A 20,351-nucleotide genomic window follows, 5' to 3' on the forward strand; every position below is an offset into this window, starting at 1 on the left:
CGACCTACAGGAATGCTAATGAAGTACTAATAGTTTTGCCAAATGTTCCATTACCGTTCGCTTTTGGCATAATCACTTTGAATTTTTTGAAAGAGAATGAAAAATCTTTCAATTCTAATAAATCAGCACTTGTAAAACCAGTATTGCCCCACCAAAAACTAGAACAAAAAGTACAACTGGCCAAACGAATCTAAACCAATGAGAATACTTCATATTCAACATTTGTAAAGTTGCCATTACTAATCCAGTCGGTGCCAAGAAGAGCATAGCATACTGTCCAAATTGATAAGCAGTAACAATCACAAAACGCGGGATTTCCACAGTGTCAGCTAAAGGTGCAAGGATAGGCATAGAAAGAACAGCTAATCCAGAAGACGACGGAACAATAAATCCAAGAACAAAAAAGATCAATAACATAGCTATAATAAAAATTGGCCCACTTACATGCGCAACAAGAGAGGATGAAAATTGAAGTATCGTATCAGAAATCAAACCTTCATTCATCACGAGATTAATCCCTCGAGCAAGACCAATAATTAAGGAAACACCCACTAAACTCGATGCACCATGTACAAACGCATCGACTACGCCATTCTGTCCTATACCGTTTTTTCCCGTAGCAGTTAAGAACATAATGATAATAGCAAATGCTAAGAAGGAAGAAGCCATGGTAGGAAACCACCAGCCCTTAGCCATAACGCCCCATACCATAATCGGGAATCCTACGGCAAACAATGTCAAAATCACTTTTTTACGCACTGTAAACGCAGAATTTTCGTTGCCTTCAGTAGATGCTACAGACCACATTTTATTGAATTCACTACGATCTTCATAAGAATAGGAGAACGTAGGATCAGCTTTCACTTTTTGAGAATACCAACGTAAATAAAGGATCACGAAAATAGCTGCAAAAACTAACCCACCAATCCGCCAAGTAAGACCTTCAGTGAAATTTATACCTGCAGCATTAGAGGCAATGACCACGGAAAAAGGATTAATTGTAGAAAATGTGGTACCAATAGAACTTGCTAAGAATATTGCACCTACACAAACGATAGAATCATACCCAATCGCTAAAAACACAGGAACTAAAATTGGATAAAATGCTACGGCTTCTTCCTCGATACCGCATAAAGTTCCACCTAAAATCATTAAAATAGCGACGAAGAATATTAAGAGAAACTCATGACCCTTAGTTTTTTTCGTCAAAGCTATAAGACCAGATTCAAACGAACCACTTGCCTTGACAACACCAATCAAGCCGCCTAACACAAAAATAAATACCATAATATCAACAGCTTCAATTGTCCCGCGAACCATACTGCTTGTTATGGCTTCAGGTCCTGCAGGCTTTTGTTGCAATCTTTGATAGGTGTTTGGAATAGAGACTGGTTTAGTTATTCCTCCTGAAGTAAACTGTTTGATGTCAATCTTAACACCAAGTTTGTCAAGCTGTTCTTGCGTACTAGGGACACTTTTAACTTTTCCATAAGGATCAGTAATTTGCAATTGAGAACTAGACTGATCATAATATAACTTTGAATAAGACCCTGCTGGAATAGCCCATGTCGATATCACAGCAACAATTGTTAAGATAAACAAGATGATAAATGCTCCGGGCATTTTTAATTTAAATCTCTTTTTAGGACCCTTTTCTATGCTATTTGCTACACTTACATTGTTCATAAGGCGATCTCCTCTTTAAAGATATAATCGTATAAAAGGCTGTATTCCAAAGCTTTAAAAGAGAGCATATTTCCTTGATATTTTGAACTTTTGCTTATGCAGTTCGAAATAGATCTATCATTTTAAGTTACAGCGAAAATCGAAGGGACAATTTTTTTCGACTTTCTTAAGATAATGTAGATAGTGATTCATATTTTTTTACGTAATAGAAGCGTATGTATCAACGAGAAATTAGTAACTTTTGATAAGTGGAACTCCACCTATTTGTGAAGTTCCGCTTATCAAAAATAGCATAGAGACAGTTGTGATTTGATTGCCAATATTGACTCTTGGATTTAGTGTTTATTAGCTTACTAAAAGCACTTAAAGTTGCTGCAGATTTATTTGTCGCAACTGATCAAGGTGTCCGCAATTACAAATAAATCCTTTCCAAAATGTCGCAATGGTATATATAACCACGTAACTAGTTCATTTTTTGGGAATCAGTGCCAGACCAAAGGCAACAATCTATCATGACTGTTCTTTCAATTCTTTAGATCTAGACAAATAATAACAAAAGATGCAGACTAGAAAGATCTTGAAATAGAACCGTCATAAATTTATTTTTTAATACGAGTACCAATTTTTCCAGCTAAGGCTTCATCTAGATGGTCAAGTGAAGTAATCAACGCAGTCCCATTTGGATTTTCATCCAAAAAGTTTAAGCAAGCCTCAACTTTAGGCAGCATACTCCCTTTAGAAAATTGCTTTTCCTTGATAAATTCTTTTAATTGCTGAGTGTTGGTTTCTGTTAATGCTAATTGATTTGCTTTTCCATAGTTCACATAGACAAAATCAACAGCGGTTAGAATGACCAATTGATCTGCAGCAATTTTCCCAGCCAATAGTGCACTTGATTTATCCTTGTCAATAACTGCTGGAACTCCTGTATAGTTACCATGATCTTTCACAACAGGCACACCACCACCGCCACTTGCAATCACTAAAGTATTAGCTTCAATAAGGTGGTTAATACTTTTAAACTCTACGATCTCTTTTGGTAAAGGTGAAGCAACAACTCTCCGGTAACCACGACCAGCATCTTCAACAAAAACGTAGCCTTTTTCTTTCGCAATTTTTTCTGCAGCTGTTTTGTCATAAAATGATCCGATTGGCTTAGTAGGATTGGAAAAGGCTGGATCACTTGGATCAACCTCGACTTGAGTAACCAAGGTAACTACTTCTTTAGTCAATTTATTTTTGCGTAATTCGTTTTGCAAACTTTGTTGCAAATGATAGCCAATGTAACTTTGACTCATCGCTCCACATTCTGGAAATGGAAAAGCTGGAGATTGACCGTGCTCAGCTGCATAGTTCATCCCTAGATTGATGGTACCTACTTGAGGGCCATTACCGTGACTGATAACCACTTGGTGGCCTTTAGAAATCAATCCTACAAGAGAAGCTGCCGTTTGTTGAACCAGCTTTAATTGTTCTTCAGGGGAATTTCCTAGTGCATTTCCACCTAAAGCAACTACGATCTTAGACATTTAGTTTCCTCCTTAAGCACCTAATGTTGCAACCATTACAGCTTTAATAGTATGCATCCGATTTTCTGCTTCTTGGAAAACAACTGAGGCAGCGCTTTCAAATACTTCGTCACTGACTTCCATTTCCTTCAATCCATATTTTTCAAAAATTTCTTTCCCAACTTTGGTTTCTAAATCATGAAAAGATGGTAAGCAATGCTCAAAAATTACATTAGGGTTTTGTGTTTTATCCATCAATTCTTTGGTAACACGATAAGGTTCTAGTAATTTGATTCGTTCTTGCCAAACTTCATCTGGTTCCCCCATGGATACCCAAACATCTGTATAGATCACATCAGAATGCAGTACACCTTCATCAATGTTATCTGTGACTAAAATGGAGGCTCCAGTCGTAGCTGCAATTTTTTTACATTTAGCTAATAATTCATCAGTTGGATTTAATTCACTTGGACAAACCAAATGGAATGTCATACCCATAATTGAAGCACCAATCATCAATGCATTTGCTACGTTGTTACGTCCGTCACCTACATAAGTAAAGTGAATTTGATTATAAGGCTTCTTCAAGCATTCTTTAGCAGTTAAGAAGTCTGCCAATACTTGTGTAGGGTGATCTTCATCAGTTAAGCCATTCCATACAGGAACGCCAGAATATTTAGCTAAAGTTTCTACTGTTCGTTGCGAGAATCCGCGATATTCGATACCATCAAACATTCCCCCAAGCACTCGTGCAGTATCTTTGGCGCTTTCCTTCTTACCCATTTGGCTTCCAGTAGGACCTAAATATGTGACATGTGCACCTTGATCATAGGCTGCCACTTCAAAAGCACAACGAGTCCGTGTGGAATCCTTTTCAAAAATCAACGCGATATTCTTACCACTTAATCTCTTTTGTTCAAGACCTGCATATTTAGCTCTCTTTAGATCTTCAGACAGGTTCAACAAAAATTCCATTTCTTTTGGTGAAAAATCTAGTAGTGTCAAAAAGCTTCGATTTCGTAAATTGTTCATTGTTTGTTCCTCCTTTAAATTCTATAATCAAAGTGTACTTGGAAGCTTCAAGAAACTTTAAAAAGATTCGACAAGTTTTTTTTTTTTTTGGGGGATTTTTTATGTCGTTTTTTTCTCGCAACATTAATCAAATCAAGAGAATAAGCATTGCTGCAACTTGTATCGCATTGGCGGCACAAATTAATATGACGATTTTTTCGGATGGCTTCATTTTGACCCTGTCCGTCATCTTATTACCCATTTTTTTATATTTTAATGATGATCTAAATCCGATACCATTAACATTTGGAATTGCAATTGTTTCACCTTTTTTCCGCGGACTTCTGCTTTTTATAACCAATAGTTATGCTATCGAAACAATTGCTCAGTATATATTTACCGATATTGCTTTTTATCTTTGTTACGGATGTGTGTATTATTTTTTATACTGGCATCGCACATATCGCAATGATAGTTCTTTCTTTTTTACCATTTTGCTGTGTGATTATATTTCTAATATCTTAGAAGTTAGTCTTCTGTTAAATTTCTCGGATTATAGTCTACGTATATTTAAAATATTGTTTTTAGTAGCGCTATTACGCAGTCTTATTAGTTGCTTTATTGCATTTTTGTATCATTACTTTACGCTTATGATTAGAAAAGAAAGTCATGAGCAACGGTATTATTACTTTTTGTGGTCAGTTTCAGCAGTTAAAAGTGAAGTATATTTTATGAATAAAAATATTAACGAAATCGAAAGAATCATGAAAAATGCTTATTTACTCAACAAAGAGCTTTCAAATGAAAACCCTTCCAGCAAAAATGGAGTTATTGCGTTAGATATTGCTAGAGACGTACATGAAGTAAAAAAAGATTATCAAAATGTTATCAAAGGATTGGGGAGTTATTTTGAAGTAGAAAATGACTCATTTATGCGTTTATGCGACATACTTAAGATCGTCTTAATGCATTCACGCAGTCTTATTAGAGAAAGAAAATTGGATATTTTGATTACGGTCAAGAACCAAATTGATCTACAAATAAATAATCATTACTACTTGGTTTCGATCTTGTCGAATATTATTGCAAATAGCATTGATGCAATAGGAAAACAACATGGAGGCTCAATAACAGTAATTGTCACGGATCAGGGAGAGCAGTTGCTAATAAGTATTTCTGACAACGGTCCTGGTATTCCTTCAGAGATCAAAGATATGATCTTTCAACCGGGTTTTTCTACTAAATTTAATCAATATACAGGAGATATTTATCGAGGGATTGGCTTGTCGCACGTTAAAATTATTGTGGCAGAACAATTCGGAGGCAATATAAAAGTTGTTTCTGAAGGAAAAGGAACTATCTTCTTTTTAACATTTAACAAGGGAAAACTAACTATGGGGGAACAATCATGAATGTTTATATTATTGATGATGATCTTTCAGTCACTATGATCTTGCAAAGAATCGTGGAAGAAGACATGAACAATCAGGTAGTTGGAACTTCGGTATCGCCTAAAATGGCCTTAAATGAACTGATGTTACTGAATGTTGATATTGTATTAGTAGATTTGTTAATGCCCGAACTAAACGGTATTGCATTAGTTGAAGCACTTTGCAAGGCTAAACCTGAGTTGAAATTTATTATGATTTCACAAGTACGAGATAGTGAATTGAGAGAAGATGCTTATAAAGCTGGAATCGAATTTTTTATCGATAAACCAATCAATATTATTGAAGTCCGGACGATCGTTGATCGAGTAAAACAAAGTATTTTGATGGAACAAAAGCTGAAAAAAATTCAAAACTTATTAGGATCTTCTTCAACTGGCTATTCAAATTTAAACTCAAATCATTTTAATGAAACAAAAAAGAAGGTACGATCTATTCTAGGATTTTTAGGAATAACTTCTGAAGCCGGTTATGCTGATATATTAAGTATTAGTCAAGTGATGAGCGAACAAAATATTTCTTTTAACTCTATCAACTTTTATCAACAATTTTCTTTAGACTCTCATGAAAAGAAAATTATTTTTCAGCGCGTTAGACGAGCTATAAAAAAGGGGATGATAAATCTCGCTAATTTATGTCAAGATGATTTTGACAATGAATTAACTATTGAGTGTGCGAACACTCTCTATGGGTATAAAAATATCCACAAAGAGATTCTCTTCTTGCAAGGAAAATCGGCAACCGGAGGCAAAGTATCTCTAAAGCAATTTTTTGATGGCTTAGTAATGCAAGCCAATAATTAATTGCCTTTTTAGGGGTTCCGGTCCATAGCCATCAAGCAAAGAAATCAAGTCCCCCTAACGACTCATTTTTTATGTCTTAGTGCATGAAAACCATGTAAAATAAGGGGAAAAGCTACATTCTTTGAATTAGATAATCACTTGAACGACCAACTATACTTTTAAGATGCTGTCTTATTTAGAAATCTAAATAGGGCAGCAGTACTCAAACAAATTTGCTATTGAATTTGGTAATTTCGGCATTTTATAACAGGAACAAAATACACCTACTCATAAGATAATATATCGCCCCCACAGACGAAACGAACAGGTAATTGTACGCAAAAGAACAGATAATTTTGTCTGAAAGCTCTGTCTTTAAGCCCGTAAACGGGAAATGGATTAATAAAGTAAACGCATTATTCTTGAGTAGTCTTTTGACTGCTCTTTTTTATTTCTATTGCACCAGTGGTATTAGGTCAATAGAGTAGACACAATTCTTTAGATTTTTATTCTCTACCGCGCTTTCGCTTGGTGGCCTCTTCATTCAAGTACAGAATTCATTCTGTACTTGAATGAAAAGGAAAAGTATTTGTCTTCTGTTAGCACATGATCTTGTTGTAGTACATCTGTTCGTACTTCGAAGTTGATAAATATCCGTTTGCTGAGTGTATTCTTTTTGAATTGTAGAATACCTCACCTAAGTCAAACGTATGCGATTTTTTTATCTTCAATTCTAACGGGTAATGAATGTCCAAAAGTAAGGTCAATGCTGTTAGCTTTAAAATATTTTCTAGCAGCTTCCTCAAAATCTCTTCCAACTTGTGAATTACTAACTGAACCGATTCTTTGGAAATTATTTATGTTCATTTATTATTCTCCACAATTCAAAATTCTTTTTATCTATTCTTATTCCCTCACAGACTTTATTAGATTATCTAGATAAATACTGATATCCAGTAACTTAAGAGGTTATAGCTAGTAGCTATAGCTCTTCTGTGTTGTTATGGTTAAACAATCGATTTACTTCAATCTTTAATTCATCTAACAACTTAAAGTTTGACTGGTAACCCAAGCTTTCAACAACGTTTCGATAGTACCACTCTTGATCCTGTTTGCCTCGATTAAACCTTTCCCAAACCATGTCACCGATTTGTTCATAGTCATTCATGATAGACCTTATATTATGTAATTTATCGGCGCAGGCAACAGCTCGAATTTCTATTGAGGCAGACTTTAAAAACTCGATTGTATGCCTTTTTCGTTCCTCCCATGATAACGATTTATTAGGTTCTGAGCATCCTTCTACAATACCCGCTATTTTAGGGTCAAATTCTCGTTCAATATCTGCTAATGAAAGTGATGTATCTTCAACCGTATCATGTAAGATTCCTGCAGCAACAATATCATCACTATATCCAGCTTTCATTAAAGTCATCCCCACCGCGACTGGATGAGTAATATAGGGAATATCGGTGTTTTTTCTATACTGATTTACATGTGCTCTGCTTGCAACCTGAAGTGCCTTTTCAATGACATTCATAACGGGCTTTCCTCCTTATTTAGTGTTCCTTTCTTTATCATAGTGTTAACGAACAGAGTCTAGTCTAAAGATTTTTCTAAAAGTATTTCGTCGCAAATTGGAATCCCATTTTCAGCGAAAAGAGAGATTTCGGGTTTTATTCTCCTTGCCTCTTCAACCGCATTTGGATATATATGTACCAGCCGATATCCCCTCTTTTGATAAAATTGCAATGCATGCAGGTTATCATTAGTGGTCACTAACTTTACCCGTCTGCAATCCTGTTCTCTGGCTGTTCGTTCGAGCTGTTGGATAAGCCTAGTCCCAATCCCCTTATTTTCTTCAATGCTATCTAATGAAATAATTTCACACTCATCACCTGAAATAACAGTTGTAATTAAACCGATAATATCTCCATTATCATTTAAGGCAGCGAAACCATCTAACTCATCACATTGAAAGATTCCACTTGAAATGACCATTTGCGGGCTACCCCAATGATTTGAAAAAAAATGAGTAATCTTGCTTTTTTCTAGTTTAGTAGTATGAACAATGTTCACATTATTTGTCTCCCTAAAAACCATTATTTATAATTGAATGGTTATTTCGTTTATTTTAATAACCTAATGGTTCTTCTCCAAACCGCTCCCATAATATTGGAAACATCTCTGCTAAATCATCTTCGTCCTCCCAATCAAATTCGATATCACTGTTTTGTTCTAGCCCCTTTTCAGCCAGTGAATCTAGCATTTCATCATACAAATCCCCATCCCATTCCTCTATATCTCCGTCCTTTTTAAGTGTGAAGGCATCAAATCCAATATTCAAGAAATCCTCAAATTCAGGAACACCCTCATCACCTAGATTTTGATCGGAAATATATCCGGCTAAGAACTCAGGGTTCTTTAATGTTTCCTCAAAAACTTCCTGCCCTTGCGAAATAAGCCAGCCTCGAAAGTAATCAAACAAATCATCTGAACAGCCACCCATAATAATATAAGCAGCTCCCCAAAGGCGTGATTGATAACTTTCATTCATATAACTTTGGAAGATAAACTCATAATCTAATATTTCGTTCTCCGCTTTCTTACTTAGTACTTCTGTCAGCCATTCGACGCGACTTTCCTCAAATGCCTTTGACTGTTCTACCAAGTTCCAAAATTCTCTCTTATCCATTACTATCCCTCCAAAACCTCAAAATAATTTTTTAGCACTGACATATCATAAGCTGATTCCCGTCAGGGTCTTAATTTTCTTTATTGGGCTATTAAAAAAATCAACTCAATATTAACTCTTATTGCTCTACTGCTACTTCATTCGCTTTTTTAATTAACTAATCCTGCATACGTATGTAAAAAATCTACTCCTTAACGTTTAAAAAAATGTGGTTCCCCCTATGGCAAATATAAACCCCAGTTAACTATTTATGTGTTATCCTTTCTTGGTTTAAAAGTAAATTATTACTGTAATGATTTTTGATCGGAAGACATCATTAGATAATTAGAATCGGAAAATGGAAGGCCTAGGCCTTCCATTTTGTACTCGCATCAAAGTGGTTTTATATCTGCTTTTTCCAGAGTTCCATTGGATTTTCTTGCCCTTCTTCCAATGGCATTCGGGTCATAGAAATAGTCCTTTCCTCTTTCGGTTTTTTCAGGTCTTCATAAATCATTCTTGATTTACCCAAGCCAGCCTCAGCAGCATCCTCAATGGACGCACAATAATAAACCTTTTCGATTCCGGCAAAATACATTGCTGTTAAGCACATCGGACAAGGCTCCCCGCTTGCATATACGACACAACCCGATAAATTATTCATTTGCCATTGGTCCTGGGCACGGCGAATCGCCAGCAATTCCGCATGACCGCTAATATCAAATGTTTTGTGCAGCTCATTTACACCTTCTGAAATAATCGTGTCATTCTTTACCAGCACTGCCCCAAACGGCTGCCCACCATCTTGAACGTTCTCTACTGCAAGTTTAACCGCCCGCTTCATAAATTTGTCCATTCCAACCTGCCTTTCCTATTGTTTTAAAAATAAAATTGCTTTAGCTCTTATCATCTTAATTACTCGTAATGCCTTTTTCAAATTCTTGAGATTTTACGGAAAAAGAGACACTAACTTTTTATTAGATTTCAACCTATAAATGTCCAATCGTTATTTCTCCTTCGTGATAATTCTCAATAAATCATTAGGTGTAATGCACCAATATTAATTGGTCAACTTATAAAATAATCTTTATTAATCCTTATTTCTGATTCAAATAAATTTTCCTAAAAAATGATATCATTATAATTGTAATAATTTTTTGGAGGCTATTATGAAAAAACTAGTAAAAGTTGTTGCAGCAATAATTGAAAATGAACATCAAGAAATCCTTTGTGCTCTTAGATCCCCAGAAATGTCTATTCCAAATATGTGGGAGTTCCCAGGTGGGAAAGTTGAAGCAAACGAGGACATTTTTTCTGCGCTTGAAAGAGAAATTTCTGAAGAGTTAGACTGTAAAATTGAAACATTTAAAGAAATATTTAATGATAATATCCATGAATATGATACGTTTATTATTAATTTAATCTCGATTAAATGTCGCGTCGTTGACGGAACTCCAACAGCAAGTGAACATTCAAAACTAATATGGCTAAAAAGAGAAAATCTAGAATCATTAAAGTGGGCACCGGCCGATATTCCGGCAGTGGAACAATTAATCCATGAAAAATAGTCTTCTCGAAATGAGAAGACTATACTTTTTTCGTAAACTCCGTAAATAGGGTAGAAGGAATTTCGTTTTCTAATTTTAATTTAACAGTAATTGGTTTCTCACCTTCATATTGGACCGTATTCCCTCTTCCAATATAAATGAAAGGCTCGTTTTTTCCGTCTATTTCTCGGTACTTCCTTACAAATAGATGAAGGTTAATCCCGCGACGGCCATTAAAAATAATGTTTTGCCCTCTGTCTGTATTTTGAGAAGTACTATTTGGTGTTTGCCATTGAAAATAACGATCATCGATAAATTTATCATTATAATTGATACTTTCCTTAATATCCTCTTCTTTGTGAAGATCGATAAACAAGAAATAATCATTCCCATTCGTAAGAAGCCCTGAACCCCTAAAGGAACTATGGATTTTACGGTAATTAGATAACAAAGCAGCGTCCACCATTTGATATTGCTCGTATAATTTAAATTGCGGAACACCATAGTATTCTGCTTTAAATTCCTTCTCATATCTGAAAATCCCGTAATTAATGATATCTTCAGTAAACTTCCGGTAATCCTCATTTTCTAATAGCTCTGTAAACATTGCAGTCTTAACCAGTTTGCCATTGCTATATTGAACCAGTTTAGGCTTATTCTTAAGCTGGACACTATCATAATAGTTTTGATTCAAGGTTTCAAAAGCATGTAGCACGCTATCATCGTCCACATCATGAATCATCTTTACGATTTGACGCTTAGCGATTTCCAGATTCATTTCCTCGTGGTCTAATAAATAGCGGATGATCACAAATTCATAGATTCGCTTAAGTGGCAGCTTACTTGATAATTCTTTTAAAGTCCCATCAAATACATCATTTAGTAAAAGACCTTTTAATTCATCATCTTTTTCAACTTTGGCTACAAATTGCAAGTACGTTTTTTCTCGAACAATGAATTTAACAGGGTCAGGCGCTCCATCATATTTCATATAATCCATTAATAATAAAGGCGTTCGACCCTGATTGAGCTTTTTAAATTCGAAGTACTCTTCCTTCAAATATTTCATAGAATTGAAGTTTTCGTTATCAATCTGAGCCAAAATTCTTTCTTGTGAAATCTTATCCATTTGGATATGAGTGCACCCAGGTATATTCGCAAAACCGGTAGCAATCGCAACCTTTAAGCTCTCTTTGTCATAATAGCGACTTCCATTTAACGCCAATGCAATTAGAAACGTTTTATTATGATTACCGATAAAATTAAGGACAGTTAAGAATTCTTTATTTTTATGCTTACGCAAACCTCTTCCCAGTTGCTGAATAAACACAATCGGGGAGTTGGTTGGCCTTAACATGAGAACCGTGTTGACAGAAGGAATATCCACTCCTTCATTAAATATATCAACGGTAAAAATAAATTCTAATTCATCCTGGTCACTTTCTAATCGATTAATATATTGTTCACGTGTTTCAGGTGTATCAGCCCCATATAAACACATGCTTTTATAGCCTCTTTTATTAAATTCACTAGCCATATACTGTGCATGCTCAATGCTTACACAGAATCCGAGGCCTTTTCTTTTCTCCCCATCATGACCATAGAAGTCCATTTTTTCAATAATAAAATCAACGCGTTCATTAACCTTTAATCTTTTCGTGATTTCGGTTATATCGTCAATATCCACATCACTTAAATCAACGCCATCAATATCAGTTATTCCAAAGTAGTGAAAAGGAATAACCAGTTCGTCCTCTAAAGCCTCATGTAAACGGACCTCGAGAGCCACATTATTATCAAACAAATTAAATACATTATACCCATCGCTTCGTTCTGGTGTCGCCGTCATCCCCAAAGTAAACTTCGGTTCGAAATAATCCAAAACCATTTGATAAGTCGGGCTTGTTGCGTGATGGGCTTCATCAATAATCAGATAATCAAATTCATCCTTTCCAAATTCATGAAAGCATTTAGAAATGGTTTGAATAGTAGCAAACACATAATCGACATGTTTCTGCTTATGATTACCTGTCAGTAAGCCAAAAGTCAGTCCCTCATTCGGTAACAGCATTTCAAAGGTATCCTTGGCTTTCTTTAAAATCTCTTCCCTATGAACAATGAAAAGAAGTCTCTTCGGTTTATAATTCTTTACATCAAATGCCGACATATACGTTTTTCCCGTACCCGTGGCAGCAATAACAAGTGCCTTTTTCTCCCCAAAGCTTCTCAGTCTCTCCAAATTTTCGGTAGCTCGTTTTTGCATTCTATTAGGAACGATGTATTGTTTATTTTCATATATCAATTGATGAGTTATTTGCGTATTTTTGAAGCTTTTTAGAAAATCTTCATATCTACTAATAAAATCCTGATCCGCTTCCACACTCATATTCCAAAGATAATCATACTCCTTTAAAACATCTTGAATAAACCTACCATTCTCTTTTGCGATGATTTCAACATTCCATTCAATATTGCTTTTCAGCGCGCTTTGAGTGATATTGGATGAACCAATTATCACTTTAAAGCTGTCCTGATACTCAAATATGTATGCTTTCGTATGGAAACCAATCTCTTTATCGGTAACAAAAACCTTTAAATCAACATTCTTAAACTCTCTTATTTTTTCTAACGCCTTTGCATCAGTAAAATTGAGATATGTGGAAGTAATAATCTTTCCTTCAATTCCCTTTTTCTCCGCTTCCTTTAAGGGATCAAGGAGCAGCTGTAGACCGCTGAAGTTAATAAATGCAACACTAAAATAAAACCGCTCACATTCATTCATCGATTTTACTAACTCTCTTAATAAATTCCCGTTGTCGGAATTAACGATTAATTTCTTTTCGACCGCTTCCATTGGATTGCCCCTAACTATATTTACCAGCAAACTCAGTAATGTTATATATTGGATATGAGGAAATTGTACTATATTTAAGGGTAATAAAAAAGATCCTCTATTAAATATGCAAATAGAAGATCTATTATTTAAGGTTAAATCGGTTTAAAAAATAGAGAACCTTATCTATGGTACGGTTCACCAGAACGTATCTAAATGAGGTTTTTAAAAGTTTATGTCAATCCTTTTATATGTCATAAGGACATGTTTGTTTAAACTTCTCCATGATTTTGTTGAACTCATCTTGACTCATATTCACATACATTTCTTTCAAATATGTTTCCCTAAAGTAGGTTACTCTTTTATATGTCAACTTACATTCTTTCATAATTTCCCATCTATGCCTTCTTTTAATTCTCTTTTTTTCTGGTCCCCTAAAACTCATTATTATAAATAGTTCCTGGTATTTCGAATAAACAGCAAAACTGTAAGAAATTGGAACAAAGAGTAACGATAACACTATAGGGATGAGAAAAATAATTAGTAAATCAATACTATTATATAAATATCCTTTTTGCATTTCCCCTAAATATGTGAATCACCCCTATTTTTTAATTTCATACGCTATCCTTCACTTTTCTTGGTGCCTGACACCATCTAGAAATAATTCTAAAGCCTATTGACGTGTAATTATGTATTAGTGTACTATCAAATTAGTACACTAATACATGATTACTGGAGGTTATAAAAATATGTTAGCTTTTCAAGGTCTATTGAAAAAGGACTTTGGCATCTCAAAATTTTGGTTTCTTTTATGGCTTATTTTCCTGGCTGTTTTTTTGCTTATACCGTTTTCATTAGAGATTTATTTTCATAGGCCGCTAACATTTCTTCCTGTCGCGGTCCTACTGTTAATCGGATTTCACGCGTTTTTCTTGCCGGGAATGTTATTGTCTATGCTTCGTTTGGAAGGAAAGACACAATTGTGGCTGTATAATCCGCAAAACAGTAAAGCACTATTTTTATCAAAGATAGCTGTTTCCTCTATTTATCAACTGATTGCTCAAGTGTTTTTAACAGGAGTCGGCTTAATTATTTATCAATTTAATAAAAATCAACTCTATATTGAAGCGGCTGATTTGTTTAAGGGAATTACAGTATTCAATGTCGGCTTACTGTTGTTCGGTTTATATATTTCTTGTTGGGCCATTTTCTATTGGACTGTTTACCATTCCTTAGGGAAATTTCCAGCGGTTAAAAATTTGCGCTGGCTTGTAATTTTACTCCTGTTTTTTGTCTTTAATACCATTACAGCCCTTTTGGCTAAGATTGAATTCTTAAAAGAAATAATAAACAAATGGAAAATTCCAGTTTTAATGAACGCGAATGGTGATTTCAAACATGGAGGATGGCAGATTTCTTTGAATGCCGTCGATATACCAATGGTGGGACTTGTTATTTATGTAATCGTAGCGTTCAGCTTATTCCTTATTTCTTGTTGGTTACTCGACAGAAAAGTTGAGGTGTAACGGGCATGACAAAAGATTTTCAAACATCTAAACCTATATATATCCAAATAGCTGATCATCTATCATCCCAAATTGTAAGAGGAGAAATGCGGGCAGGAGAAAAACTGCCATCTGTTCGTGAAATGGCCATTAATTCAGGTGTCAACCCTAATACGATCCAAAGAACCTATAGTGAGATGGAGAGGATGGGAATCGTGGAAACAAAGCGGGGACAGGGGACATTTGTCACAGAAAATGAACAAGTATTAAAAGAGTTAAAGATTCGTTTACAAACCGATATTATTGATGCCTTTGTACAAAACATGAAAGAGCTGGGTTTTTCACAAGAGGAAATGGTGGAAGGCTTAGAGCAATACTTTAGGAGGGAGCAAGAGTGAACGTTAAACTACGTAATGTTTCAAAAAGGTATGGGAAAGATTTTTCATTAAAAAATGTATCCCTTACATTTGAAACAGGGAAGATTTATGGGTTGTTAGGACCGAATGGCAGCGGAAAGTCGACGACATTAAAAATGATTGCAGGCTTGGTCTATCCTAACAATGGAAAAGTTGAAGTGGACGCTGAAGAGGTAACAAGGAAAATTTGCAAAAAAGTGGCTTATTTAACGGAACTCGATATGTTTTATCCATCCTTTACAGTGGGAAATATGATTGAATTTTATGCTTCTCAATTTTCCGATTTTGATATGGAGATAGCAGAACAACTTTTAATCGATATGAAACTCGATCGGGCGAAAAAAATTAAGCAACTATCTAAGGGAAATCGCGGCAGATTAAAATTAGTTTTAACATTATCAAGGAAATCACCGGTTTTACTATTAGATGAACCATTCTCGGGACTTGATCCAATGGTTCGGGATTCGATTGTGAAAAGTCTATTATCATACATTAATTTTGAAGAGCAAACCGTTATTATTGCCACTCATGAAATCGATGAAATTGAACCACTTTTAGATGAAGTGATTGTGATTTTTCAAGGGGATATTATCGGCCAGAAAAATGTCGAAACCCTTAGGGAAGAAGAAGGGTTATCCGTTCTGGAATGGTTTAAATCGACGATGGTACAAATGGAGGAGAATTGAATGAGTAGTCCAGTTGTGGAATTGAAGAAAGTTTCAAAAGTAATTAAAGGGAAAAAGATCATTGATGATTTAAGCTTCGCCATTGAAGAAGGGGAAGTATTTGGCTTTTTAGGACCAAATGGTGCAGGGAAAACAACGACCATTCGCATGATGGTAGGCTTAATGGGGATCACTTCCGGTGATATTTTGATTTGCGGTAAGAGTGTGGAAAAGGAATTTGAGGAAGCAATTAGGAATATTGGCGGGATTGTTGAAAATCCCGAGTTATATAAATTTTTAACCGGGTATCAAAATTTGATGCAATACGCCCGAATGGTAAAGGGAGTTTCTAAGCAAAAAATAGAGGAAGTTGTAGAGTTTGTCGGCTTAAAGGATCGAATTCACGATAAAGTGAAAACCTACTCCCTTGGAATGAGGCAACGATTAGGGTTAGCTCAAAGTCTGCTCCATGATCCAAAGGTGATGATTTTGGATGAACCAACTAATGGCCTTGACCCGGCCGGGATTAGAGAGATTCGTGATCATTTGAAAAAATTAACGAAAGAAAAAGGGATGTCAGTTATCGTCTCCAGTCATCTATTGTCTGAAATGGAAATGATGTGTGACCGAATTGCGATTATTCAAAATGGAAAGCTCATTGATATTCAAAAGGTCCATGATGAGCAGGAAAGTAAGCAGAAATATTTCTTCGAAGTGGATATGAAAAACATCGCTATCCTTAAGAATCGTGGTATTTCATATGAAAAAGTGGACAATGGGATAGCCATAGAGATGGAAAAAGAAGAGGTTCCAAATATGATTCAATTGTTAATCGAAAAAGGGATCCGCATTTTTGAAGTAAAACCAATTTCTAAGTCTTTAGAAGATCGTTTCTTAGAAGTCACAACACAGGGGGAGAAGCTTCATGCATAAACTCATTGTAAATGAATGGATCAAAATTTTTAAACGTCCAGGTACTTTTGTGATGATTGGGCTGCTGATTCTTGGTGTCATTGCTACAGGGGTTCTAACCAAGGTATATAGCAATAACAAACAAACTGCTAATCATCAATGGGAGCAACAGGTAGAGCAAGAAATTAAGCAGTATCAACAACAAATAAGTGAGCTGCCGGCCACAGCCGTAAGTGTAAAAAAAGATTTAGAAAAAAAAGTTGCGATTGATCAATACCGTTTAGACCATAAAATTCCTCCAGCTAAAGAGGCAACAGGGTGGACATTTATCAAGGACAGCTCTGCTCTTATTTCGTTTGCAGGTTTATTTACAATAATTATTGCTGCTGGTATTGTCGCAAGTGAATTTAGTTGGGGAACGGTAAAGCTGCTTTTAATTCGACCTATAAAAAGATATAAAATACTATTATCTAAATATATGACGGTTATCTTATTTGACCTTTTTATGTTGGCAGTTTTATTTGTTAGTGCCGCTATTATAGGATTTTCTTTATTTGGAACAGGCGATGGCAATAATGTGCATCTTGCCTATTCAAATGGCAATGTAGTGGAACAAAATATGTTCCTTTACTTAATAAAGACTTATTTATTGTCGTCCATTGATGTTATCATGATAACTACAATGGCATTTATGATTTCCGCTGTATTTAGAAACAGTTCTATGGCGATTGGATTATCCATTTTCCTTTTATTTATGGGAGGAACCATCACGTCTCTGATCTCAAGCCGCTATGATTGGGCAAAATATATTTTATTTGCCAACACAGACTTAACACAATATTTTGATGGCGTCCCATTAGTCAAAGAGATGACGCTAGGATTCTCGGTTTTCATGTTATTGATTTACTTTTTCGTCTTTCAGCTATTGGCTTTTGGGGTTTTTACCAAGAGGGATGTAGCTGCGTAAACAGAAAAGTCATTTGGAGGAGCATTCATATGGAAATGCTCCTCATTTGTATATCGTTACATTATTAATGTAATCCTCAAGGTCTGCTAATCAGGTGGCCCAAAATAAGAACTGACCAGTAATCCCTTGTTTAACCTCATTAACTTATGATACGGCTCTCCGTAACACTTCTAAATAAGGTTTTTAACAAAATTGACATCAAATATCCGTACTCTACGAGGCTCTGGCTACTTTATACTGTTAAAAAATGCTTCATATTGTACTATCATTATTTTCTTTGGTTTTTAAGATTAAGTTTGCATCTTTTTGAAACTCAGGAATATCGATAGGCTTTGCTAACCTGTCAAGTTGTTCTTCCCCATGTGAAAACTCGTTGTTAATTCTTTGTAGAAAAGCAAACGACTTATTGGACAGCCCCTTACGATAAATCAATTTCTATATTTAAAAAATACCAAGTTCACCTTATTAAAACTGAGAGAACCCTACATAATGCTCTTCTCTATTTCTTTTTTTAATTTTTCTAAATAAGCCCCTGCTATCAACATTTTCGCTCCGTACCAAAGCATTTCGCCGTCCACTAAAAGGATTTTTGTATTTGGAAGAAATGATTGAAATTCTGCTATATGTTTTTCTTGATATGGAAATGGTTCAGAAGCAAGCAAAAGTACATCAAGATTTGCATCTGCAAGCTCCTCTTTTGTAACCGAGGGATACCTTGATTCTCCCATTTCGAATGGGTTTTGGAAACCAAGTCTATGTAATACATCATTAATGTATGTCGTTCCACCTACCACCATGTATGGTTTTCTCCATATAACATATGCGGCATTTAGATTCTGCTTACTTGAAAGATCAGGGAAAGATTTTTTGCAGGATGTGATGAGGCGGTTAGCTGCCTGTTCTCTATTTGTCAGTAATCCCAGCGTTTCTATCAACCGGTAGGAATCGTCTATCTTTTGTACCTCCAAAACGAAAACTGGAGCAATTTTTTCAAGTGCAAGGACAATTTCATTTGTGTTTTCTTCTTTTTCTGCTAATATAAGATCTGCTTGTAAATCACGTATTGTTTCCACATTTACTTCTTTTGTACCGCCTACGATTGGGACATTTTCTACAATCCCCTTAGGAAAAATGCAATATTTTGTGCGGCCAACTATTTCTTTCTCAAGACCTAGAGCAAATAGTGTCTCAGTAATTGCAGGACAAATAGAAATAATGCGCTTGGGCACAGTGGAAATATTCACCTGTCTTCCAAGATGATCAGTTAAAAAATGTGTCATCGAATTCCCCTCCTGTATACTCATGACTCTAAATAAGTAAATTTCTAGCTAACTATTACTTAAATAGTTATAGTTTTTCAGAACCTGCAATATCAGCCTCAATCCTGCTCATAAACTCTTCCGCTGCGCTGTATCCTTGCTGCCTTAAATACCAGTTATTAGCTGCTGCCTCGATTAACCCCGCTACATCGCGTCCAGGCTGGAGTTGGATTTCGATAGATGGAACCTTCACACCCAAATATTCTATGTAATGAGGTTCCTTATCCAATTCATTATTCAAATCATCTTTCTGCCATTTCGTCAAATGAATATCAAGCGCAATTCGTGTTTCATCTTGAAAAGCCTTACGACCGTATAAGCGAACTACATTCAATAGCCCAATACTGCGAAGAGCCAAGAATTCCTTGGTTTTCTCATCATGGGTACCCAGAATTGTTTGCGGGCTCAGCTTTTTTAGGACAACGATATCATCCGCAACCAGCCTGTGTCCGCGGCGAATTAACGTATGAGCCGTCTCACTTTTCCCTACCCCTGAGTTACCGCGAAGTAAGATCCCCATGCCAGACACATTCATACAAACTCCATGCACAGTCATTTCTGGTGCTAATTCCTTCACCAAATACGCATCCAGTTTTGTTATAAATTCTGAAGTAGACTCAGGCTGATTGGTTAGTAGCAGGGGGATCCCCTGTTCATTACAATGATGTTTTAAATAGGTAAGTCCTTCTTCTCCCGCCGTAACAATAAAACATGGCGGATGATATTGGACAATATTTCCGATTCGGAATTTACGTTCTTCGTGGCTCAATTTATGTAAATAGGTAATTTCCTTTTTTCCTAAAATTTGAACTCGTTTGGTTGGGAAAAAATCAAAATGACCAACAAATTCTAGGCCCGGACGATGGACCCGTGAATGCGTTATCATTTTCTGCAGTTGACCTTCACCAGCCAATACTTTCAATGAAAACTTCCGAACTAAATATTCGACTGTTATTTTTTTCACCTTTTTCACCTTATTCACCCTCCTACTAGCCTTTTGTTATTTGAATTATACTGAATAATTTTGAAATAATCATCCAATTACGACCTGATTTCCAAAAGGCTACATCCTTTA

The 20,351-nt window shown here is 35.6% G+C and carries 19 protein-coding genes; 8 read left to right on the forward strand and 11 right to left on the reverse strand.

Features of this window, described 5'->3' with window-relative positions:
• Positions 1-114: 114 nt before the first annotated feature.
• The 3 genes from V7150_RS16715 to argF all read right to left on the reverse strand — a co-directional run bounded on the left by V7150_RS16715 (position 115) and on the right by argF (position 4,226).
• Positions 115-1,686, reverse strand: coding sequence for a YfcC family protein (locus V7150_RS16715; protein WP_335520658.1), 1,572 nt, complete (start codon positions 1,684-1,686; stop codon positions 115-117).
• A gap of 599 nt (positions 1,687-2,285) precedes the next feature.
• Complete coding sequence (gene arcC, locus V7150_RS16720; RefSeq protein ID WP_335520660.1) at positions 2,286-3,215, reverse strand: carbamate kinase; 930 nt, start codon at positions 3,213-3,215, stop codon at positions 2,286-2,288.
• A gap of 12 nt (positions 3,216-3,227) precedes the next feature.
• Positions 3,228-4,226: an ornithine carbamoyltransferase gene (gene argF / locus V7150_RS16725; protein ID WP_335520663.1), complete on the reverse strand. Its 999-nt coding sequence runs from the start codon at positions 4,224-4,226 to the stop codon at positions 3,228-3,230.
• 101 nt (positions 4,227-4,327) lie between these two features.
• Here argF and V7150_RS16730 point away from each other — a divergent pair, with 101 nt between their 5' ends.
• Together V7150_RS16730 and V7150_RS16735 are read left to right on the forward strand one after the other, a co-directional pair.
• Complete coding sequence (locus V7150_RS16730; protein ID WP_335520666.1) at positions 4,328-5,617, forward strand: sensor histidine kinase; 1,290 nt, start codon at positions 4,328-4,330, stop codon at positions 5,615-5,617.
• Positions 5,614-6,456 carry a DNA-binding domain-containing protein gene (locus tag V7150_RS16735; protein WP_335520668.1) on the forward strand — a complete coding sequence of 281 codons (843 nt, stop codon included), beginning with the start codon at positions 5,614-5,616 and terminating at the stop codon, positions 6,454-6,456. The genes V7150_RS16730 and V7150_RS16735 overlap by 4 nt, the downstream gene beginning before the upstream one ends.
• A 681-nt stretch (positions 6,457-7,137) precedes the next feature.
• Here the strand turns inward: V7150_RS16735 and V7150_RS16740 are convergent.
• The 5 genes from V7150_RS16740 to V7150_RS16760 form a co-directional block, all read right to left on the reverse strand.
• Positions 7,138-7,302, reverse strand: coding sequence for a hypothetical protein (locus V7150_RS16740; RefSeq protein ID WP_335520670.1), 165 nt, complete (start codon positions 7,300-7,302; stop codon positions 7,138-7,140).
• 115 nt (positions 7,303-7,417) lie between these two features.
• Complete coding sequence (locus V7150_RS16745) at positions 7,418-7,975, reverse strand: HD domain-containing protein (RefSeq protein ID WP_335520672.1); 558 nt, start codon at positions 7,973-7,975, stop codon at positions 7,418-7,420.
• A 59-nt stretch (positions 7,976-8,034) separates the two neighbouring features.
• Positions 8,035-8,514, reverse strand: coding sequence for a GNAT family N-acetyltransferase (locus tag V7150_RS16750; protein WP_420490303.1), 480 nt, complete (start codon positions 8,512-8,514; stop codon positions 8,035-8,037).
• Between the two features lie 55 nt (positions 8,515-8,569).
• On the reverse strand, positions 8,570-9,130 hold the full coding sequence (locus V7150_RS16755) for a DUF4240 domain-containing protein (RefSeq protein ID WP_335520676.1): 561 nt from the start codon (positions 9,128-9,130) through the stop codon (positions 8,570-8,572).
• A gap of 382 nt (positions 9,131-9,512) precedes the next feature.
• Positions 9,513-9,965, reverse strand: coding sequence for a nucleoside deaminase (locus tag V7150_RS16760; RefSeq protein ID WP_335520679.1), 453 nt, complete (start codon positions 9,963-9,965; stop codon positions 9,513-9,515).
• A gap of 313 nt (positions 9,966-10,278) precedes the next feature.
• Between V7150_RS16760 and V7150_RS16765 the strand changes: the two genes are divergently transcribed.
• Positions 10,279-10,677 carry a (deoxy)nucleoside triphosphate pyrophosphohydrolase gene (locus V7150_RS16765; RefSeq protein WP_335520682.1) on the forward strand — a complete coding sequence of 133 codons (399 nt, stop codon included), beginning with the start codon at positions 10,279-10,281 and terminating at the stop codon, positions 10,675-10,677.
• A gap of 19 nt (positions 10,678-10,696) precedes the next feature.
• On the opposite strand, the gene V7150_RS16770 is transcribed toward V7150_RS16765, so the two are convergent.
• Entirely contained in the window at positions 10,697-13,510 is a 2,814-nt protein-coding gene (locus tag V7150_RS16770) for a DEAD/DEAH box helicase (protein ID WP_335520684.1), read from the reverse strand.
• A gap of 731 nt (positions 13,511-14,241) precedes the next feature.
• On the opposite strand from V7150_RS16770, the gene V7150_RS16775 reads away from it, so the two are divergent.
• The 5 genes from V7150_RS16775 to V7150_RS16795 are packed head-to-tail and all read left to right on the forward strand — an operon-like array spanning position 14,242 to position 17,957.
• A complete protein-coding gene (locus V7150_RS16775) occupies positions 14,242-15,018 on the forward strand; it encodes a hypothetical protein (protein ID WP_335520686.1) in 777 nt (258 codons plus the stop codon).
• Positions 15,019-15,023: 5 nt separating this feature from the next.
• Positions 15,024-15,395 carry a GntR family transcriptional regulator gene (locus tag V7150_RS16780; protein ID WP_335520687.1) on the forward strand — a complete coding sequence of 124 codons (372 nt, stop codon included), beginning with the start codon at positions 15,024-15,026 and terminating at the stop codon, positions 15,393-15,395.
• Positions 15,392-16,099 carry an ABC transporter ATP-binding protein gene (locus tag V7150_RS16785; protein WP_335520690.1) on the forward strand — a complete coding sequence of 236 codons (708 nt, stop codon included), beginning with the start codon at positions 15,392-15,394 and terminating at the stop codon, positions 16,097-16,099. Before V7150_RS16780 ends, V7150_RS16785 begins: the two co-directional genes overlap by 4 nt.
• The gene (locus V7150_RS16790) at positions 16,100-17,011 is read left to right on the forward strand and encodes an ABC transporter ATP-binding protein (RefSeq protein WP_335520693.1); all 912 of its coding nucleotides are present in this window, start codon (positions 16,100-16,102) and stop codon (positions 17,009-17,011) included.
• Positions 17,004-17,957 carry an ABC transporter permease gene (locus tag V7150_RS16795; protein ID WP_335520696.1) on the forward strand — a complete coding sequence of 318 codons (954 nt, stop codon included), beginning with the start codon at positions 17,004-17,006 and terminating at the stop codon, positions 17,955-17,957. Before V7150_RS16790 ends, V7150_RS16795 begins: the two co-directional genes overlap by 8 nt.
• Positions 17,958-18,439: 482 nt before the next feature.
• Here V7150_RS16795 and V7150_RS16800 read toward each other — a convergent pair whose 3' ends face one another.
• Positions 18,440-19,237: an ABC transporter substrate-binding protein gene (locus V7150_RS16800; RefSeq protein ID WP_335520699.1), complete on the reverse strand. Its 798-nt coding sequence runs from the start codon at positions 19,235-19,237 to the stop codon at positions 18,440-18,442.
• Positions 19,238-19,304: 67 nt separating this feature from the next.
• Positions 19,305-20,240 (reverse strand): HPr(Ser) kinase/phosphatase, encoded by a 936-nt coding sequence (hprK, locus tag V7150_RS16805; protein ID WP_335520737.1) that lies wholly within the window; start codon positions 20,238-20,240, stop codon positions 19,305-19,307.
• Positions 20,241-20,351: the final 111 nt, after the last annotated feature.

The sequence above is a fragment of the Neobacillus drentensis genome, from assembly GCF_036965245.1.
In the GTDB taxonomy this organism is placed as follows: domain Bacteria; phylum Bacillota; class Bacilli; order Bacillales; family Cytobacillaceae; genus Neobacillus; species Neobacillus drentensis_G.